The sequence below is a fragment of the Burkholderia dolosa genome (assembly GCF_902499135.1).
In the GTDB taxonomy this organism is placed as follows: Bacteria; Pseudomonadota; Gammaproteobacteria; order Burkholderiales; family Burkholderiaceae; genus Burkholderia; species Burkholderia dolosa.
Map to the genome: position 1 here is coordinate 40155 of NZ_CABVPR010000038.1, position 19358 is coordinate 59512.

Annotated in this window: 14 protein-coding genes and 1 pseudogene; 8 read left to right on the plus strand and 7 right to left on the minus strand. The window is 70.3% G+C overall.

Going from position 1 to position 19358, the window contains the following annotated elements; genetic code table 11:
• The first annotated feature begins 13 nt into the window (after window positions 1-13).
• On the plus strand, window positions 14-1192 hold the full coding sequence (locus tag BUB20358_RS17725; protein ID WP_006766028.1) for a fumarylacetoacetate hydrolase family protein: 1179 nt from the start codon (window positions 14-16) through the stop codon (window positions 1190-1192).
• Between the two features lie 187 nt (window positions 1193-1379).
• Here BUB20358_RS17725 and BUB20358_RS17730 read toward each other — a convergent pair whose 3' ends face one another.
• Window positions 1380-1703, minus strand: a complete 324-nt coding sequence (locus BUB20358_RS17730; RefSeq protein WP_035974204.1) for a MerR family transcriptional regulator — start codon at window positions 1701-1703, stop codon at window positions 1380-1382.
• Window positions 1704-2105: 402 nt separating this feature from the next.
• Here BUB20358_RS17730 and BUB20358_RS17735 point away from each other — a divergent pair, with 402 nt between their 5' ends.
• From BUB20358_RS17735 to BUB20358_RS17745, 3 genes are all read left to right on the plus strand, one after another.
• Window positions 2106-3872 (plus strand): ATP-binding protein, encoded by a 1767-nt coding sequence (locus BUB20358_RS17735; RefSeq protein WP_006766026.1) that lies wholly within the window; start codon window positions 2106-2108, stop codon window positions 3870-3872.
• 269 nt (window positions 3873-4141) lie between these two features.
• On the plus strand, window positions 4142-5773 hold the full coding sequence (locus tag BUB20358_RS17740; protein ID WP_035974202.1) for a trypsin-like peptidase domain-containing protein: 1632 nt from the start codon (window positions 4142-4144) through the stop codon (window positions 5771-5773).
• Window positions 5774-6054: 281 nt separating this feature from the next.
• Entirely contained in the window at window positions 6055-6612 is a 558-nt protein-coding gene (locus tag BUB20358_RS17745) for a DUF4303 domain-containing protein (protein ID WP_006766024.1), read from the plus strand.
• 94 nt (window positions 6613-6706) lie between these two features.
• Here the strand turns inward: BUB20358_RS17745 and BUB20358_RS17750 are convergent, their stop codons facing one another.
• The 6 genes from BUB20358_RS17750 to cobA form a co-directional block, all read right to left on the minus strand.
• Window positions 6707-7405, minus strand: a complete 699-nt coding sequence (locus BUB20358_RS17750) for a fumarylacetoacetate hydrolase family protein (protein WP_006766023.1) — start codon at window positions 7403-7405, stop codon at window positions 6707-6709.
• Between the two features lie 123 nt (window positions 7406-7528).
• On the minus strand, window positions 7529-8476 hold the full coding sequence (locus tag BUB20358_RS17755; protein ID WP_006766022.1) for a helix-turn-helix transcriptional regulator: 948 nt from the start codon (window positions 8474-8476) through the stop codon (window positions 7529-7531).
• An 80-nt stretch (window positions 8477-8556) separates the two neighbouring features.
• Window positions 8557-9177, minus strand: coding sequence for a uracil-DNA glycosylase family protein (locus tag BUB20358_RS17760; protein WP_006766021.1), 621 nt, complete (start codon window positions 9175-9177; stop codon window positions 8557-8559).
• A gap of 166 nt (window positions 9178-9343) precedes the next feature.
• Window positions 9344-10387: a CmpA/NrtA family ABC transporter substrate-binding protein gene (locus tag BUB20358_RS17765; protein WP_035974200.1), complete on the minus strand. Its 1044-nt coding sequence runs from the start codon at window positions 10385-10387 to the stop codon at window positions 9344-9346.
• 5 nt (window positions 10388-10392) lie between these two features.
• Window positions 10393-10989, minus strand: coding sequence for an ANTAR domain-containing response regulator (locus tag BUB20358_RS17770; protein ID WP_006766019.1), 597 nt, complete (start codon window positions 10987-10989; stop codon window positions 10393-10395).
• 168 nt (window positions 10990-11157) lie between these two features.
• Window positions 11158-11925: a uroporphyrinogen-III C-methyltransferase gene (gene cobA, locus BUB20358_RS17775; RefSeq protein ID WP_035975301.1), complete on the minus strand. Its 768-nt coding sequence runs from the start codon at window positions 11923-11925 to the stop codon at window positions 11158-11160.
• Between the two features lie 644 nt (window positions 11926-12569).
• Here cobA and BUB20358_RS17780 point away from each other — a divergent pair.
• From BUB20358_RS17780 to BUB20358_RS17795, 4 genes and pseudogenes are all read left to right on the plus strand, one after another.
• A complete protein-coding gene (locus BUB20358_RS17780; RefSeq protein WP_035974199.1) occupies window positions 12570-13895 on the plus strand; it encodes an MFS transporter in 1326 nt (441 codons plus the stop codon).
• Between the two features lie 21 nt (window positions 13896-13916).
• The gene (gene nirB, locus BUB20358_RS17785) at window positions 13917-16505 is read left to right on the plus strand and encodes a nitrite reductase large subunit NirB (protein WP_006766016.1); all 2589 of its coding nucleotides are present in this window, start codon (window positions 13917-13919) and stop codon (window positions 16503-16505) included.
• Between the two features lie 34 nt (window positions 16506-16539).
• Window positions 16540-16884 (plus strand): nitrite reductase small subunit NirD, encoded by a 345-nt coding sequence (gene nirD, locus BUB20358_RS17790; RefSeq protein ID WP_006766015.1) that lies wholly within the window; start codon window positions 16540-16542, stop codon window positions 16882-16884.
• Window positions 16885-16900: 16 nt separating this feature from the next.
• Window positions 16901-19330: pseudogene (locus BUB20358_RS17795) on the plus strand (molybdopterin oxidoreductase family protein); the annotation flags it as partial.
• Window positions 19331-19358 lie beyond the last annotated feature (28 nt).

Genomic DNA, 19358 nt, shown 5'->3' on the forward strand with positions numbered 1-19358 from the left:
ACCGGATATCGCCATGAATACGCTTTCTGCTTCCGCCTGCCTGCCCGTCGATCTCGACGATGCGCTGCTCGTCGGCCGCGTGTGGCGCCGCGACGGCGCGCACGCGGGCCCGAGCGTCGTCGTCGTGCGGCGCGGCGAAGTGTTCGACATCACGCGCACGGTGCCGACGACCGCGGACCTGTTCGACCGCGCCGATCTGCTCGACGTCGCGCGCCACGCGGCCGGCGAATCGCTCGGTCGTGTCGAGCCGCTGATGGTCGCGGCCGGGCGCGACGATGCGCCGACGCTGCTCGCGCCGTGCGACGTGCAGGCGATCAAGGCGTGCGGCGTCACGTTCGCGGTGAGCCTCGTCGAGCGCGTGATCGAGGAGCAGGCGGGCGGCGACCCGGCGAAGGCGCGCGCGGTGCGCGACACGATCAGCGAGCTGATCGGCGAGGATCTGTCGAAGATCGAGCCGGGCTCCGCTGCCGCGATGCGTCTGAAGGAAGAACTGCAGCGGCGCGGGGCGTGGTCGCAGTATCTCGAAGTCGGGATCGGCCCGGATGCCGAAGTGTTCTCGAAGGCGCAGCCGATGTCGGCGGTCGGCTTCGGCGCCGATGTCGGCCTGCTGCCCGCGTCGGTGTGGAACAACCCGGAGCCGGAGATCGTGCTGGCCGTGAACGCGAGCGGCTCGATCGTCGGCGCGACGCTCGGCAACGACGTGAACCTGCGCGATATCGAAGGCCGCTCGGCGCTGCTGCTCGGCAAGTGCAAGGACAACAACGCGTCGTGCGCGATCGGCCCGTTCGTGCGGCTGTTCGACGACGCGTTCACGCTCGATTCGGTGCGCGCGGCGAGCGTGTCGCTGCGTGTCGAGGGCGCGGACGACGGCTTCGTGCTCGACGGCGTCAGCCACATGCGCGAGATCAGTCGCGATCCGGCCGATCTCGTCGCGCAGACGTGCGGCGCACATCACCAATATCCGGACGGCTTCATGCTGTTTCTCGGCACGATGTTTTCGCCGATCGCCGACCGCGACACGCCCGGCGGCGGCTTCACGCATCATCTCGGCGACGTCGTGACGATCGCCGCGCCGCAACTGGGCGCGCTCGTGAACACGGTGAAGCGGTGCACGGAAGTCGCACCGTGGACGTTCGGCGTGCGCGCGCTGTATCGGAATCTCGCGTCGCGCGGGTTGTTCGCGGCATCGTGACGACGCGGCGCGCGGCTATCGCGTTCGTCCGCTTGCCGTTGCGCGCCCGGTAGCGGGCGCGAACGTCGCGCGATCGCCGACGCAAACGCAACGGCAGCGCCGCGCAGCCCGCGCCGCATGCCGTCAGCGCCGCACACGTCGCGTGTGCGGCAGCACAGCTGCTGGCCTCTCTTATCGCGACGCGTCGTCAGCCCGACGCCGCGCGCTGCCGAATCGCCTTCATCTCTTCCTGCGCGAGTCCGAGCGAGCGCAGAAACGCATCGTGCGCATCGGGGTCTTCGGTCTCGAGCGCGGCGCGCCAGCGCTCCATGTCGTCATCGTCGCAGCCCGAGCGCCGCGGCAGCGCGACCCACGCGCTTTTGCCGCTGCGCCGCCGTTGGCGAAACGCCGGTGGCGCGGGCCGTGTCGCGATCGCATGCTGGCGACGCTTCAGACGCGCGATTTCATCGGTCAACGCGAGCAAGTGCGCTTCCAGAATCCGCGCGGCCGTATCGCCTTCGCTCGCTAGCACGTCGCGTATCGCACTCGACGGCAGACCGGCTGCGCGATACGCAGATCGTGCGCAGCCGTGCCTGTCGCGTGTCGTCGTCAAGACGATGGCCGGCCGTAGTTCGTGCGCTCGGCTCCAGCAAGCCCAGCGCTTTGTAATGCAGCAGCGACGAGCGCGAAAGCCCCGCGTCGCGGGCCAATCGGCATACGAAATCGAACGGCGCGACGCGCGCAGCGTGACGGCCCGCGCGGTGGCCGGCGACCGGCGTTTGGCAGCGGATCGGCGATGGGAAAATCGTCGCGCGTTGCTTGCGAAGCGTATGCCGGGAACGGCATTTGCTCGGCGCTCATGCCGCGGCGGCCGACGCCGACGGCTCGGTGAATCGATTCAGCAATCGCTGCTAGCCCGTGTGAGCATTGCCGTATGAACCACAATACCGTCGAGTCGGGATGGGCGCTGTCGGGAAGCCCGTCGGAAACCTGCCGCAACGGCGAAATGGCGCAACGTATCGCGGAGTTCGACTGGAGCGCGACGCCGCTCGGCCCGCGTTCGGCGTGGCCGCCGAGTCTGCTTGCGGCGGTAAGACTGCTGCTCGCGTCGCCGTCGCCGCTCGTCATTCTGTGGGGCCGCGAAGGCACGATGATTTACAACGATGCATATGCGATATTCGCCGGCGGCCGGCATCCGTTTCTGCTCGGCAAGCCGGTCGAGGTCGGCTGGCCGGAGGTCGCGTCGTTCAATCGGCAGGTGGTCGAGACGTGCCTCGCCGGCGGCACGCTGACGTACCGCGACAAGCAGCTCGTGCTGTACCGTCAGGGCAAACCCGAAGACGTGTGGATGGATCTCAGCTACAGCCCGGTTTTCGACGACGACGGGCAGCCGGCCGGCGTGATCGCGATCGTGTTCGAGACGACCGCGAAGGTCGTTGCCGAAACGCAGCGTCAGCAGGCCGAAGACGCGCTGATGCAGCTCACGCTCACGCTCGAGCAGCGCGTGGCCGCGGAAGTCGCCGCACGCGTCGCGATGGAAGCGCAGCTGCGGCAAGCGCAAAAGCTCGAGGCGATCGGCAGCCTGACCGGCGGCGTCGCGCACGACTTCAACAACGTGCTTCAGGTGATCGCGGCGAACCTGCAGCTGATTCAGCTGATGACCGCGGGCCATGCGGAGCTCGAAAAGCGCGTGGCCGTCGCGAGCAACGCGGTTTCGCGCGGCGCGAAGCTGGCTTCGCAGCTGCTCGCGTTCGCGCGCAGGCAGCCGCTCGTGCCGATGGTGCTGAATCCGCTGCGGCTCGTCGAAGGCATGGTCGAGATGCTGCGCCGCACGCTGCCGGCGTCGATCGACCTGTCCATCGAAGATGCGCATGCAGGCTGGCATATCCGCGCGGATCGTAACGAACTTGAAAGCGCGCTTCTGAATCTCGTGATCAACGCGCGCGACGCGATCGAAGGGCAGGGCAGGATTCACATTGCCGTGGCCGCGATCGATGCCGCAGCCGACCGGCGCGCAATCGACGCGAACGTGCCGGCCGGCGAATACGTCCGGCTGTCGGTGACCGACGACGGCAAGGGGATGCCCGAGCGCGTGAAGCTGCGTGCGTTCGAACCGTTCTTCACGACCAAGGCCGAAGGGCAAGGCACGGGGCTGGGTCTCAGCATGGTGCACGGATTCGTGTCGCAGAGCGCCGGTTGCGTGCATATCAGCAGCGCCGAAGGCGAGGGCACGACCGTCGATCTTTACTTCCCGCGCTGCGTCGATGCGGAATGCGAGCCGGACCAGCCGGTCATCGCCGGCGACACGCGCGGCGGCGAAACGATTCTCGTCGTCGAGGACAACGCGGACGTCCGGCTGGCGACCATCGAAATGCTCGTCAGGCTCGGCTACAAGGTGCTGTCCGCGCAGGACGGCGACGCCGCGCTGCGCCTGATCCAGAGCGGTCAGCGCTTTGATCTGCTGTTCACCGACGTGGTGATGCCCGGCGTCGTGCGCAGCAGCGAGCTCGCGCGCATCGCGAGCGGCCCGCCGTACAACGCGCGCGTGCTGTTCACTTCGGGCTACACGCGCGACGTGATTTTTCATGACGGAAAGCTCGATGACGGCGTTGCGCTGCTCAGCAAGCCGTACCGGATGGACGATCTCGCGCTCGCCGTCCGCAATGCGCTCGATCGAAGTCCGGCTGCGCGGCGCACGTGAGCGCTGCGTGCCGGCCGCCGTATCGACGATCGATCCCGCGCCGCGGGTCGACCACGCTGCTCCGTCGCGGTGAATGTTCGGATTGACGAACCGCGCACTTTGTCCGCAACGAACGCCGTCGCGGGTTCGCCGTTGTCCGCGCGTCGGCGCCCGGGTTTCGGTCCGTAGGTCCGGCGACGCGCGTGGACTATAAATGGATGCGTGTACCGGTGCTTGCCGGGGTATGCGCATCGTCGCGCATCTCCGCGACCGCCCGGGGGAGGTGCACCATGGTTCGCCGGACGCTTGCTCGCGCCGTGCTCGTTCGCGCCGCGCTGACGGCAAGCATGTTCGCCGTTTTTCCTGCGCTGCAGCCGGCGGCCGTCGCAGCCGGCGCGACGTCGCCGTCCGTCGCGAAGGATCGTCGCGCGCTCGCGCGTGACGCGACTCCCGTCGATTTTCCCGCGATCGTCGAACGCTACGGCCCCGCAGTCGTGACCGTGATGACGGCCGCATCCGACCGGCAGCCCGCGAGCCCGTCGTTCGCGGCGCTCGATCCAGACGACCCGCTTGCCGCATTCTTCCGGCGCGGTGCGCCGCCGCAGCCGGTCGCGGGCGTGCCGGCTTCCGCACCCGATACGTTGCCGCGCGCGATGTCGGGCAGCGGCTCGGGTTTCATCGTCAGCGCCGACGGGCTGATCCTGACGTCCGCGCACGTGATCGACGATGCGACCGACGTGACCGTGCGGCTCGCCGACCGGCGCGACTTCAAGGCGACGGTGCTGGCCGTCGATCCGCAGACCGACGTCGCCGTTCTGCGGATCGATGCGACGAAGCTGCCGTTCGTGCGGCTCGGCGATTCGTCGACGGTGCGCGCCGGCGAGCCCGTGATGACGATCGGCGCGCCGGACGGCTCGGGCAACACGGTGACGGCCGGCATCGTCAGCGCGGCGTCGCGCACGTTGCCGGACGGCAGCGCGTTCCCGTTCTTCCAGACCGACATCGCGGTGAACCCGGACAACTCGGGCGGCCCCGTATTCAATCGCGCGGGCGACGTGATCGGCATCGCCGTGCAGGTCTATACCGGCGCCGATCGTTACGCGAGCACGACGTTCGCGATCCCGATCGCGCTCGCGGCGAAGCTGCGCGCGCAGGTGCGCACGCAGCTGCAGGCCGATGCCGCGCCGCATGCGGGGGCCGGCAACGCGCTCGGCGTCGACGTGCAGGACGTCGGCGCGGGACTCGCTGCCGCGTTCGGGTTGCCGCGTGTAGCCGGCGCGCTCGTGAACGGCGTCGATCGCGGTTCGCCGGCCGCCGTGGCCGGCGTGAAGCCCGGCGACGTGATCGTGCGGTTCGGCGACACGTCGATCGGCCGGTCGGCCGAGCTGAACGATCTGGCCGCCGCGTTGCCGCCCGGACAGAAGGCGGCGCTGCGACTCGTTCGCAATCGCGTGCCGATGAGGCTGATCGTGGTGGGTGCCGGTGCGCGCGCTGCGGCCGGCGATGTCGGCAAAACGGGCGACGCGCGCAACGTCGATACGGCGGCAGCTGCTGGCGCGGCTGGCGCGGCGGCAACGCCCGGCGCACCGCACGCCGCGGACAGCGAAGGCGGCGCGACCGTCGTGAAGGCGGCTGCACGGCGGGCGGACGGCGGAGGCGATCGTCTCGGCCTCACGATGCATCCGTTGAGCGATGCGGAACGGCGCTCGACCGGGCTGGCGGTCGGGATGATGGTGGACGCGGTGCGCGGGCCGGCCGCGAAGGCCGGCATCCGGCCTGGCGACGTCGTGCTCGAACTCGACGACACGCTGCTGGAATCGCCGGACGACGTGCCGGCGCTCGAAGCACGCGGCGGCAACGTGATTTCGGTGCTGATCCAGCGCGGCAATGCGCGGCAATTCGTGCCGGTGCGGGTGAGATAGCCGGTTTCCCGCTCGATGCTGTCTGGTTACCGGCGCGCGTGCATTGACCCAACGCAATGCCGCGTACGCGCTGCTCGGCATGATGCTGCTGTCGGCCGTGCTCGCGCTGGTCGCCGCGCTGTACGTCCGCGCATTCAACGCCCACGACGGCGAGCGATGACCGGCCCGGCCGCCTGCGCGCCGCGCCGCTCCGGCGCACCGCTGCGGGCAAACGCCGGCGCGCGCGGGTGCGACGCTTGCTGTGGTCGATCGGTGGAGACGATCAGTCCGACGAGGTGGCGATGAACGATTTTTCCGATTTCCAGCGCGAAATTGCCGACGCGGCGCGCGCGACGTTCAGGGCATTGCGGTCGCATCACGCGGACGAGCACTTCTACGCGTTCGCGCTGATGACGGACAGCGGCGCGATGACGGTGTTGCCCGCGGCGAACTCCATCGAAGCGTTGAGCCGTGCCGGCTCGATAGCGCCAATCGACGGCGTCGAGTACGTGCCGCAGCGCGCGCCGCAGCAGATGTGGCGCGTGACCGAATGGGCGTATGCGTCCGCGCACGCGTCGCCGTTCAACGAAATCTGCGGGAAGCTGGCCGACGAGGTGCTGAGCCCGCAGTTCGCGCGATCGCGGCTCGTCGAGTTCTCGCGAAAACTGCATGCGGACATGATCGACGCGTTGCGTCTGCTCGATCGCGACGGATTCTTCGGTACCGGAGAAGAAAGGGCGCGCGTCACGCTGTTCGTGTCGATTAGCGACGACGATGCGGCCGCGACGCTCGAAAACGACTCGGCCAGGATCCTGAACCCGCCGGCCGTGTTCGAACGATTCCTGCGCCGCGGCGCGTGAACGGACGGATCGCCGCGCGGGCGCCGCCGTCACGCTGACGGGCGCGATCCGCGCACACGCAACGCGCACGCGCACGCGGGTCGCGCAGTCGCGATCAACGCTTGTCGCCGACCGTGAATTCGAACGTCGCGACGCCGTCGACGCCGCCCGTCACGCGGTCGCCCGGCTGCAGCGCGCCGACGCCGGCCGGCGTGCCGGTGAAGATCAGATCGCCGGCCTTCAGGTCGACCGCGCGCGACACGTACGCGATCACGTCCGGCACCGCCCAGATCATGTCCGCGAGATCGCCTTGCTGGCGCGTGTCGCCGTTGACCGCGAGCCAGATGCGGCCGGTCTCCGGGTGGCCCGTCGCCGCGACCGGCCGCAGCGCGGTCATCGGGCCCGACGCGTCGAAGCCCTTCGCCCAGTCCCACGGCCGGCTCAGCTTCTTCGCTTCGGCCTGCAGGTCGCGGCGCGTCAGATCGACGCCGACGCCGTAGCCCCACACGTGCGACAGCGCGTCGGCCGGGGCGATCGACCGGCCGTCCTTGCCGATCGCGACCACGAGCTCGATCTCGTGATGCAGATCGTTCGTCAGCGGCGGATAAGGGACGGTGCCGCGCGCGGGCACGATCGCGTCGGCCGGCTTCGTGAAGAAGAACGGCGGCTCGCGGTCGGGATCGGCGCCCATTTCGCGCGCGTGGTCGGCATAGTTGCGGCCGACGCAGAACACGCGGCGCACCGGAAAGCGTGCGGACGACTGGTCGACTTCGACGGAAGGACGCTCGGCGGCGTCGATGACGTAGGCGGACATCGGATGACCTCGTTCGGTAGGAAGACGGCTGCCGCGCCGCGCGACGCGCGGCCGGCATGCGTGCAACGATACCGGACGCCGGCGTGCGCGGATGCGACGCAATTGCGTTTTACCGGGACAAAACTACGCGTCGGCGTCCGCAGCGGCCGGCGCGGCGTGCGCGTCCGGCGGCGCGGCATTCGCGTCGCGGTACGCCTTCGGCGACACGCCGACCCGCGCGCGGAAGCGCCGCGCGAAATACCCTTCGTCGCGAAAGCCGACCGCGCGCGCGATGTCCGAAATGCGTCGGCTCGTATGCGCGAGCAGCGACTGCGCGAGCGCGATCCGCCGCTCGGTCACGAGATCGGTGAACGTGCTGCCGGTTTCCTTGCGGATCAGGTGCGCGAGATAGTTCGGCGACAGGAACGCGGCTTCGGCGGTCGTCGCGAGCGTCAGGTCCTCGCGGGTCAGGTTCGCGCGGATGTGGCGCAGCACGCGCGCGAGCGCATCGCGCCGGCCCGCACGCTGCGCGCCGCGCTGCGCGAGCTTCTCGAGCGCGCCCGCGTACTGCGTGCAGACGAGGCCGATCAGCTGCAGCAGATAGCCGCGCAGCAGCGTGGTCGAGCCGAACGTGCGCGCGCGGTCCGCGTCGAGCATGCACAGCGCGAGACGGCGCGCGTCGTCGAACGCATCGCCGGTCAGGATGAAGTCGAGATGCTCCTGGAAGCGGAACGGTGTCAGCTCCGGGAAGCGGTGCGCGGGCACGTCCTCGAGATCGAGCGGATCGACGTCGAGATCGGCGCGCAGGAACGTCTGGCTGAAATTGATCACGATGAAATGCGCGCCGGCCGGATGCGGAATCAGATGCTCGCGGTACGGCAGCACGAACGCGAGCGCGCCGCGCGGAAACGGCCGCGTGACGCCGCCGATCCGCTGCTCGGTGTCGCCGCCGAGATTGAACTGGATCTGGAAATACGCGTGCCGGTGCGGTTCGGTGATCGCCTGACGCGACGCCTGGTCGCGGATGTAGAAGTCGAGCCGGTCGCTGCGTTCGGGCATCCCGTACAGGCGCGGCGGAGCGGTGGAGGACATGAAGGATGGAGCGGTTCGTGGCGCGGTCGAGCCGCGATGGTACAGCGAACCGCGCGCGGCCGGAATGCGGGCGGCCGCGCTCAGCGCGCGCTCGACCGGCCGGCGGCGCCGATCAGCGGCGCGACGCGCCGCCGCAGTTCCGGCACGACTTGCGCGTCGAACCACGGATGATGCTTGAACCACGCCTGATTGCGCGGCGACGGATGCGGCAGCGGCAGCACGTCGGCGCCGTAGTCGCGCCATGCGCGCACGGTGTCCGTCAGCGTCGCCTTGCGCGCGGTGCGCAGAAAATGCCGCTGCGCATACTGGCCGATCAGCAGCGTCAGCCGGATCGACGGCAGCTCGGCGAGCAGCCGGTCGAGCCACAGCGCCGCGCATTCGGGACGCGGCGGATTGTCGCCGCCCGCGCCGCGGCCCGGATAGCAGAAGCCCATCGGCACGATCGCGAAGCGCGTGTCGTCGTAGAACGTGTCGGCGTCGACGCCGAGCCAGTCGCGCAGCCGCTTGCCGCTCGCGTCGTCCCACGGGATGCCGCTCGCATGCACGCGCGCGCCGGGCGCCTGGCCGACGATCAGGATGCGTGCGTCGCGATGCGCGCGCACGACGGGGCGCGGGCCGAGCGGCAGGTCGGCTTCGCAGGCGCGGCACGCGCGGATTTCGGTGAGCAGCACGTCGAGCGACGTGCGCGGTCGTTTCGGCATCGGTTCGGATCGGGGGCGCAGCGGCGCTGCGCGGACGTTCGGGCGGGCGGCGCGTGCGTGACGCGCCGCGTCGAGTCCAGTCGACTCGGGCTCGCCGATGCGCTGCAACGCGCGTGCGGCAGCGTGCAGTGCGGCGCGCCGGCCGCTTGTCGCCGCGATCGGCGAATCACGTGCGGGCCGCGCCGCCTTCGGCGACCGCAGCATCATACAACGCCGTCTGCGCGATCGCCGCGGCGATCGCCGCATCGTCGCGCGCGCCGGCGAGCATCCCCCAGCGCCGGTATTGCGCGATGAACCACTCGCCGTCGCGCGGATCGGGCCGGTTTACCGCGCCGCCGTCATGAAAGCGGATCGGCAGCGGCGGCGCCGCGAACGGCCCGGCGCCGTAGTCGCCGAGCAGGCGCGGCGCGATCAGCCGCGCCGGCACGCCGATCGCGTCGGGCGACGCGAGCCACTCGGCCGCTTCGCGGCGGTGCTCGGCGCTGTCGAGCCACGCGCACGCGTCGACGAGCGTGCGGATCAGCGCGCGCGCGGTCGCCGGATACAGCGACACGAACTCGCGCCGCGCCGCCAGCACCTTCTCCGGGTGATCGGGCCAGATCTCGCTCGTGACGGCGACCGTGCGGCCCGCATGGCACGCTTCGGCTACCGCGTGCCACGGCTCGCCCGCGCAGAAGCCGTCGAGCTCGCCGCTCGCGAGCGCGGCGACCATCTCGGGCGGCGGGATCACGACGCTGCGCACGTCGTGCAGCGGATCGACGTCATGCGATGCGAGCCAGTCGTTCAGCCACATCGCATGCGTGCCGGTCGGGAACGTCTGCGCGAGCAGCGGCTTGCGGCCGAGCGTCGCGAACGCCGCGCGCACGTTGCCGGTATCGCGGTACGCGTGTGCGAGCCCGCGCGAAAACGTGATCGCCTGACCGTTGCGATTGAGCACCATCAGCGCGGCCATGTCGGCCTGCGGGCCGCCGATGCCGAGCTGCAGCCCGCACACGAGCCCGTACAGCGCGTGCGCGGCGTCGAGCTCGCCGCTCAGCAGCTTGTCGCGCACGGCGGCCCACGACGGTTGCCGGCTCGGTTCCAGCGTCAGGCCGTGCCGCGCGCCGAGGTTCAGGCGCTGCGCGACGATCAGCGGGGCCGCGTCGCTCAGCGCGACGAACCCGAGGCGAAGATGCGCGCGCTCCGGCGCGGCGGCGGGCGAAATATTCATGAGACTCATGTGCGGGAAGGCGTATCGAGCAACTGCCGCGCGACGTCGACGATGCGCAGCCCCTGGTCCATCGCGCGTTTGCGCAGCATCGCGTACGCGTCGTGCTCGGACAGCCGGCGCTGGTCCATCAGCAGGCGCTTCGCGCGGTCGATCAGCTTGCGTTCGGCGAGTTCGCGCTCGACGTCGGCGAGCCGGCGGCGCAGCGCATCGTCGTGCGAGAAGCGCGCGAGCGCGACTTCGAGAATCGGCGCGAGGCGCTCGGCCGACAGCCCTTCGACGAGATACGCGCTGACGCCGGCGCCGACCGCCGCATGAATCAGCGCCTGGTCGGCGTCGTGGCTGAACATCAGCACGGGGCGCGGCGCGGTCGCGTGCATGACCGCGAGCTGTTCGAGCGTGTCGCGCGACGGCGAATCGGTGTCGATGATCACGACGTCGGGGCGCTGCTCCTCGACGGCGGCCGGCAGGCGCGCGGGCGTCGCGACGTCGTTCAGCATCTCGTAGCCGAGGCGCGCGAGCGCGTCGCCGAGCTCGCCGATCGGTTTGTCGGTGTCGGTGACGAGCAGCACGCGCAGGCGGGTGGGCGAGGCAGGCGAACTCATGGTGCGAACGGGGGCGGCGAGGCTTCGGTGCAAGGTACGAACGATCGATACGGAACGGCGGGGAAACGCTTGCGGCCGGCGTGAGCGCGACCGCAAGCGGCTTCGGAAACGGGTTCGAAAGCGGCTTCGAAAACGGCAGGCGGCCGGCGCCGCGCGACGATCCGCATGCTATGCGGCACGCGACAGGGCCGCTTCATCGTCGGCCTGCGCATCGGCCTGCCGCACGCACGCTTCGCCGATCGCCGCGCCGACGAGGATCACTGCCGGACTGCCGAGCCCGGCTTCGCCGACGCCGCGCGCGAGCTCGCCGAGCGTGCCGGTCCAGCGGCGCTCGTTCGGCGTGCCGGCCCATTGCACGGCGGCCGCCGGCGTGGACGCCGGCAGCGCGGCGAGCAGGCCGGCCGCGATCCGGTCGATGCGGCTCATCCCCATATAGATCGCGAGCGTCGTGCCGGCTGCGGCCAGCGCCGCCCAGTCCGGCTCGCCGTGATCCTGCCGATGCGCGGTGACGAACGTGACGCCCTGGCAGTGCTCGCGATGCGTGAGCGAGATGCCGAGGCTCGCGGCCGCCGCGAAGCCGGACGAGATGCCGTTGACGATCTCCACCGGAATCGCGGCCGCGCGCAGCGTCGCCAGTTCTTCGCCCGCGCGGCCGAACAGCAGCGCATCGCCGCCCTTCACGCGCACGACGTGCGCGCCGCGCAGCGCGTAGCGGCGCATCAGCCGTTCGATGAACGCCTGCGGCGTCGAGCGGCAGCCGCCGCGTTTGCCGACGCGCACGACGCGCGCATGCGGCGCAAGTTCGACGATGCGCGGATCGACGAGATCGTCGAGCAGCAGCACGTCGGCGGCCGCCAGCGCCTTCACGGCCTTCAGTGTCAGGAGATCGAGGTCGCCGGGCCCGGCGCCCAGCAGCGTGACTTTGCCTGTCGTCATGTTCGTATTCCGTTGCCGCGTGCGTGCGGCGATCGATATTGCAGGGTGCGCGGCGGCGGGCGTCGAAGCGACAACGGCATCCGGCCGTGCCGCGCACGGATGGACGCCGTTGTCCTGGTCTGAGGCGCGCGCCGGCGACGGCACGCATGCACTGCGGGACTGCCCACCGGCGCCGTTGCCGGTGTGATGCAGACGATTCAGCAATATCCGGGCCAGTCGTCGTGCGCGGTGGCCGCGCGGGATGCCGGACGGCGCACGCACGCATGCGCTCGCGGTGCGATCGCGCACGCGGTGCCGCATCGGCGTGCATCGCGCACCGCCGACGCGCACCGCGATGTCGCACGCCCACAGTGCTGCAGCGCACCACATCTGTGCTTCGCTGCATCAATGCGCGTCGCGGCGCGCGTCGCCGCCGGCGTCCGGCGTCGGCTCGCAGGCCTTGCGCGGCGGGGCGCGCGGGCGGTCCGGGTCAACATGGCACGACGCTTGCGTAACCTGGGTCGGACGGATCAACGGCGATCCGCCCGCAGTACCGAATACCGACGCGCCCGGCAACGGGCTTCATGGGCAACGGCGTCCTACGCATCGGGTCTCGACGAGACCGGGTGCGCAGGACGCCGTTTTTCGTTTGGCGGATGACAGACATGACCGACAAAGCTACCCGTATCGATCTCTTCAGCCTCCGCACCGCGCCGATGCGCGCGTTCCACCTGACGTGGATGGCGTTCTTCGTGTGCTTCTTCGCGTGGTTCGCATGCGCGCCGCTGATGCCGCTCATCGCGCGCGAATTCCACCTGAGCGCCGCGCAGGTCGCGAACATCAACATTGCCGCGGTCGCCGCGACGATCGCCGTGCGGCTGCTCGTCGGCCCGCTGTGCGACCGCTTCGGCCCGCGCCGCGTGTACGTCGGCCTGCTCGTGCTCGGCGCGATTCCGGTGTTTGCGGTGTCGTTCACGCACGACTATCTGTGGTTCCTGATCTGCCGGCTCGGCATCGGCGCGATCGGCGCGGGCTTCGTGATCACGCAGTACCACACGTCGGTGATGTTCGCGCCGAACGTCGTCGGCACCGCGAACGCGACGACCGCCGGCTGGGGCAACGCGGGCGCCGGCGCGACGCAGGCGCTGATGCCGCTGCTGGTCGCCGCCGGCCTGATGCTCGGCCTCGGCGACGATTCGTCATGGCGCGTCGCGCTCGTCGTGCCGGGCATCGCGATGCTCGCGATGGCGTGGGCGTACTGGCGCTATACGCAGGACTGCCCGCAAGGCGACTTCATCGCGCTGCGCAAGGAAGGCGTGACGATCGACAGCGGCAAGAAGGGCGGCTGGGCGAGCTTCTTCGCCGCGTGCGCGAACTACCGCGTGTGGATGCTGTTCGTCACGTACGGCGCGTGCTTCGGCGTCGAGGTGTTCATCCACAACATCGCCGCGCTGTACTACGTCGATCACTTCCGGCTGTCGCTGAAGGATGCCGGCCTCGCGGCGGGCATGTTCGGGCTGCTCGCGCTGTTCGCGCGCGCGCTCGGCGGCTGGCTGTCCGACAAGGTTGCGGCGCGCCGCAGCCTCGACGTGCGCGCGGCGCTGCTGTGCGCGCTGATCGTCGGCGAAGGGCTCGGGCTGATCTGGTTCTCGCACGCGCAAAGCGTCGGCATCGCGCTGGTCGCGATGCTGACGTTCGGCCTCTTCACGCACATGGCGTGCGGCGCGACCTACGCGCTCGTGCCGTTCATCGACCGCAAGGCGCTCGGCGGCGTCGCGGGGATCGTCGGCGCCGGCGGCAACGTCGGCGCGGTCGCCGCGAGCTTTCTGCTGAAGGGCGTCGGCGACGTGCAGCACACGCTGAGCCTGCTCGGTCTGGCCGTCACCGCGACCGCGCTGTGCGCGATGGCCGTGCGCTTCAGCGAAGAACACAAGGCACGCGAGGCCGAGCTGCGCGATCGCGCACTCGCCGCCAGCAACGCTGCCAACTGATCGACCGAGGGAAACGTCACCATGAAACTCATTGTCATCGGCCACGGGATGGTCGGCCACAAGCTGCTCGAATGCGTCGCGGCGGAAGCGGACGCGGGCGCGCTGCAGGTCACCGTGCTCGGCGAGGAGCCGCGCGCGGCCTACGACCGCGTGCACCTGTCCGAATTCTTCGCGGGCAAGTCGGCGGACGATCTGTCGCTCGTCGAACCCGGCTTCTTCGAGCGCCATCCGCAGTTCGACCTGCGGCTGAACGCGCGCGTCGCATCGATCGACCGCGCCGCGCATACGGTGACGCTCGCGTCGGGCGAAACGCTCGCGTACGACAAGCTGGTGCTCGCGACCGGCTCGCGGCCGTTCGTGCCGCCGGTGCCCGGCCACGATCGCGCCGGCTGCTTCGTGTACCGGACGATCGAGGATCTCGAAGCGATGCAGGCGTGCGGCGCGCGCGCGACGCGCGGCGTCGTGGTCGGCGGCGGGCTGCTCGGACTCGAATGCGCGAAGGCGCTACGCGACATGGGCCTCGACACGCACGTCGTCGAATTCGCGCCGCGGCTGATGGCCGTGCAGGTCGACGACGGCGGCGGCCGGATGCTGCGCGCGAAGATCGAGGCGCTCGGCGTGACGGTGCACACCGACAAGAACACGCTCGAGATCGTCGATGGCGACGGCGCCACGCACCGGATGGTGTTCGCGGACGGCACGCACCTCGATACCGACATGATCGTGTTCTCGGCCGGGATCCGCGCGCGCGACGAACTCGCGCGCGCGTGCGGGCTCGAGATCGGCCCGCGCGGCGGCGTCGCGATCGACGATGCGTGCCGCACCAGCGACGCCGACATCTACGCGATCGGCGAATGCGCGGCGTGGAACGGCACCGTGTACGGGCTCGTCGCGCCCGGCTACGACATGGCGCGCGTGGTCGCGAAGCACGTCGTCGCCGGCGACGGTGCGGCAGCCGCGTTCGCCGGCGCGGACATGAGCACGAAGCTGAAGCTGATGGGCGTCGACGTCGCGAGCATCGGAGACGCGCACGGCACGACCGCCGGCAGCCGCACGTATCAGTACGCGGACGAGCGCAAGCAGGTGTACAAGAAGCTCGTCGTGTCCGACTGCGGCAAGTTCCTGCACGGCGCGGTGATGGTCGGCGACGCATCCGAATACGGCACGCTGCTGCAGATGATGCTGAACCGCATCGAGCTGCCCGAGTCGCCGGAATTCCTGATCCTGCCGTCGTCGGACGGCGCCGCGAAACCGGCGCTCGGCGTCGACGCGCTGCCGGACGGCGCGCAGATCTGCTCGTGCAACAACGTGTCGAAGTCGCAGATCTGCGCGGCGGTCGCCGACGGCGCGACGAGCCTCGGCGCGCTGAAGTCGTGCACCGGCGCCGGCACGTCGTGCGGCGGCTGCGTGCCGCTCGTCACGCAGATCATGAAGGCCGAGATGAAGAAGCAGGGCCTCGCGGTCAACAACCATCTGTGCGAGCACTTCCCGTATTCGCGCCAGGAGCTGTTCCACCTGATCCGCGTCGAGCGGATCACGACGTTCGACGCGCTGCTGGAGAAGCACGGCCGCGGGCTCGGCTGCGACGTGTGCAAGCCGGCCGTCGCCGGCATTCTCGCGTCGTGCTTCAACGAATTCGTGCTGAAGAAGGAGCACGCGGGGCTGCAGGATTCGAACGACTACTACCTCGCGAACATCCAGCGCGACGGCACGTATTCGGTCGTGCCGCGGATGCCGGGCGGCGAGGTGACGCCGGAAGGGCTGATCGCGGTCGGCCAGGTCGCGAAGAAGTACGGCCTGTACACGAAGATCACCGGCGGCCAGCGCGTCGACCTGTTCGGCGCGCGCGTCGAGCAGCTGCCGTCGATCTGGGAAGAACTGATCGCCGCCGGCTTCGAATCGGGCCACGCGTACGGCAAGGCGGTGCGCACCGTGAAGTCGTGCGTCGGCTCGACGTGGTGCCGTTACGGCGTCGACGATTCGGTGGGCCTCGCGATCGACATCGAGAACCGCTACAAGGGCTTGCGCGCGCCGCACAAGATCAAGTTCGGCGTGTCCGGCTGCACGCGCGAGTGCGCGGAAGCGCAGGGCAAGGACGTCGGGATCATCGCGACCGAGAAGGGCTGGAACCTGTACGTGTGCGGCAACGGCGGGATGAAGCCGCGCCACGCGGAGCTGCTCGCGGCCGACCTCGACCGCGACACGCTGGTGCGCTACATCGACCGCTTCCTGATGTTCTACGTGCGCACCGCCGACCGGCTGCAGCGCACGAGCGTGTGGCGCGACAACCTCGAAGGCGGGCTCGACTACCTGATCGACGTCGTCGTGAACGACTCGCTCGGGATCGCCGCCGAACTCGAGGCCGACATGCAGCACATCGTCGACACGTACGAATGCGAATGGAAGAAGGCCGTCACCGATCCCGACACGCGCAAGCGCTTCCGCCATTTCGTGAACAGCGACGCGCCCGATACGACGATCGCGTTCGTCGAGACGCGCGGGCAGATCCGCCCGGCGACGCCGGACGAGCGCGTGCGCGGCAAGCCGCTCGCGATTCCGGTCGTCGCCGAGCGCGCGGCGCAGCCCGTGGCCGAATCCGAAACCGCATGACCCCCGCACCTGCGTCATTTTCAAGGAGCCCATCATGAACGATCGTCTTCCGCTGTCCTGGACCCGCGTGTGCGCGCTCGACGACATCGTGCCGAACACCGGCGTGTGCGCGCTCGTCAACGGCGAGCAGGTCGCCGTGTTTCACGTCGCGCACGCCGACGGCGGCGTGTTCGCGATCGACAACGTCGATCCCGTGTCGCAGGCGGCCGTGATGTCGCGCGGGCTGATCGGCAGCGTCGGCGAGCGCGTGGTCGTCGCGTCGCCGCTGTACAAGCATCATTTCGACCTGCGCACCGGCGAATGCCTCGAGGCGCCGGAGCAGTCGGTGAGCGCGTATCCGTCGCGGGTCGAGGACGGCTTCGTGTGGATCGCGGCCTGACGGAACCGGAGCGCGCATGACCGCCACCCCCGTCAAGAGCGTGTGCCCGTACTGCGGCGTCGGCTGCGGGATGGTGCTGCACGTCGAGGACGGCGAAGTCGTCAAGGTATCCGGCGACGCCGATCATCCGACCAACTTCGGGCGGCTGTGCACGAAGGGCTCGTCCGCGCACGTCGCGCTGCGCCGCTCGGGCCGGCTCGACCGCGCGTTCGTGCGCCGCGCGCGCGAGGCCGACCTCGTGCCGCTGCCGGCGCGCGACGCGATCGCGGAAACCGCGCGCCGGCTGCGCGCGGTGCTCGATGCGCACGGCCCCGACGCGCTGTCGTTCTACGTGTCGGGCCAGATGTCGATCGAGGCGCAATACCTGGTCAACAAGCTCGCGAAGGGCTTCGTCGGCACCAACAACATCGAGTCGAACTCGCGCCTGTGCATGGCGAGCGCGAGCACCGGCTACAAGCAGTCGCTCGGCGCGGACGGCCCGCCGGGATCGTACGACGACTTCGATCGCGCGAACCTGTTCTTCGTGATCGGCGCGAACATGGCCGACTGCCATCCGATCCTGTTCCTGCGGATGATGGACCGCGTGAAGGCCGGCGCGAAACTGATCGTCGTCGATCCGCGCCGCACCGCGACCGCGGACAAGGCCGACCTGTTCCTGCAGATCCGGCCGGGCACCGACCTCGCGCTGACGAACGGGCTGCTGCATCTGCTGCACGCGAACGGGCGGATCGACACGGCGTTCATCGACGCGTACACCGAAGGCTGGGACGCGATGCCCGCGTTCCTCGCCGACTACACGCCCGCGCGCGTCGCCGAGATCACCGGTCTCGCGGAAGCCGACATCCGCACGGCCGCGCAGTGGATCGGCGATGCGCCGGAGTGGACGAGCTGCTGGACGATGGGGCTGAACCAGAGCACGCACGGCGTGTGGAACACCAACGCGCTCTGCAACCTGCATCTGGCGACCGGCAAGATCTGCCGCCCCGGCAGCGGCCCGTTCTCGCTGACCGGCCAGCCGAACGCGATGGGCGGACGCGAGATGGGCTACATGGGGCCGGGGCTGCCCGGCCAGCGCTCGGTGCTGTCCGACGACGACCGCCGTTTCGTCGAGCACCTGTGGCGCGTGCCGGCCGGCACGCTGCGCAAGGACGCGGGCCAGGGCACCGTCGACCTGTTCGCACGGATGGCGGCCGGCGACATCAAGGCGTGCTGGATCATCTGCACGAATCCGGTCGCGACCGTGCCGAACCGGCAGAACGTGATCGCCGGGCTGCAGGCGGCGGAGCTCGTGATCGCGCAGGACGCGTTCCTCGACACCGAGACCAACCGCTACGCGGACATCCTGCTGCCCGGCGCGCTGTGGGCCGAAGGCGACGGCGTGATGATCAACTCCGAGCGCAACATGACGCTGATGCGCGCGGCGATCGCGCCGCCGGGCGACGCGCTGCCCGACTGGCGCATCGTCGCCGAAGTCGCGCGCGCGATGGGCTTCGGCGACGCGTTCGACTATGCGTCGGCGGCCGACGTGTTCGACGAGATCGTCCGTTTTTCGAATCCGGCGACCGGCTACGACCTGCGCGGCGCGAGCCATGCGGCGCTGCGCGACGGGCCGGTGCAGTGGCCGGTCGCGCCGGGCACCGCGCGCGACCGGCATCCGGTCCGCTATCTGAACGACGGCGTGAGCCAGCCGCTGCGCGCGGCGCCGGCCGGCGGCACTGCACCGCGCATCGCGTTCCCGACGCCGTCGGGCAAGGCGCGCTTCTTCGCGCGGCCGCACGTCGCGCCCGCCGAACTGCCGGACGACACGTTCCCGATCGTGCTGAACACCGGCCGCCTGCAGCATCAATGGCACACGATGACGAAGACCGGCAAGGTCGCGATGCTGAACAAGCTGAACCCACGCCCGTTCGTCGAACTGCATCCGGACGATGCGCAGGCGCTCGGGATCGCCGCGAAGGACAGCGTCGAGATCCGTTCGGCGCGCGGCCGCGCGGTGCTGCCGGCGGTCGTCACCGACCGCGTGCGGCCCGGCAACTGCTTCGCGCCGATGCACTGGAACGACGTGTACGGCGACGACCTGTGCATCAACGCGGTCACGAACGACGCGATCGACCGCGAATCGCAGCAGCCCGAACTGAAATACTGCGCGGTCGCGCTGCGGCGCGTCGACACGGGCGCATTCGCGTCCACGGACGACGACGCGACGCGGCCCGAAGCCGCCGCCGACGACGCGCGCGCCGTCCCGGCGACGGCGCCGACCGTTGCTTCACAGGAATCCGACATGGCAGACATCGACACTTTCGCGGCCGCGCTCGGCGTCGCCGATCTCGCGCCGCCGCCGCTGACCGACGCCGAGCGCCTGTACGTGGCCGGCCTCGTCAGCGGGCTGAAGGCCAGCGCCGGCCGCCGCGAAGGCAGCGTGCCGGTGCTGCCGGCCGGCGCGCCGCAACATTAAGGGCGCCGCCGAACGCGCG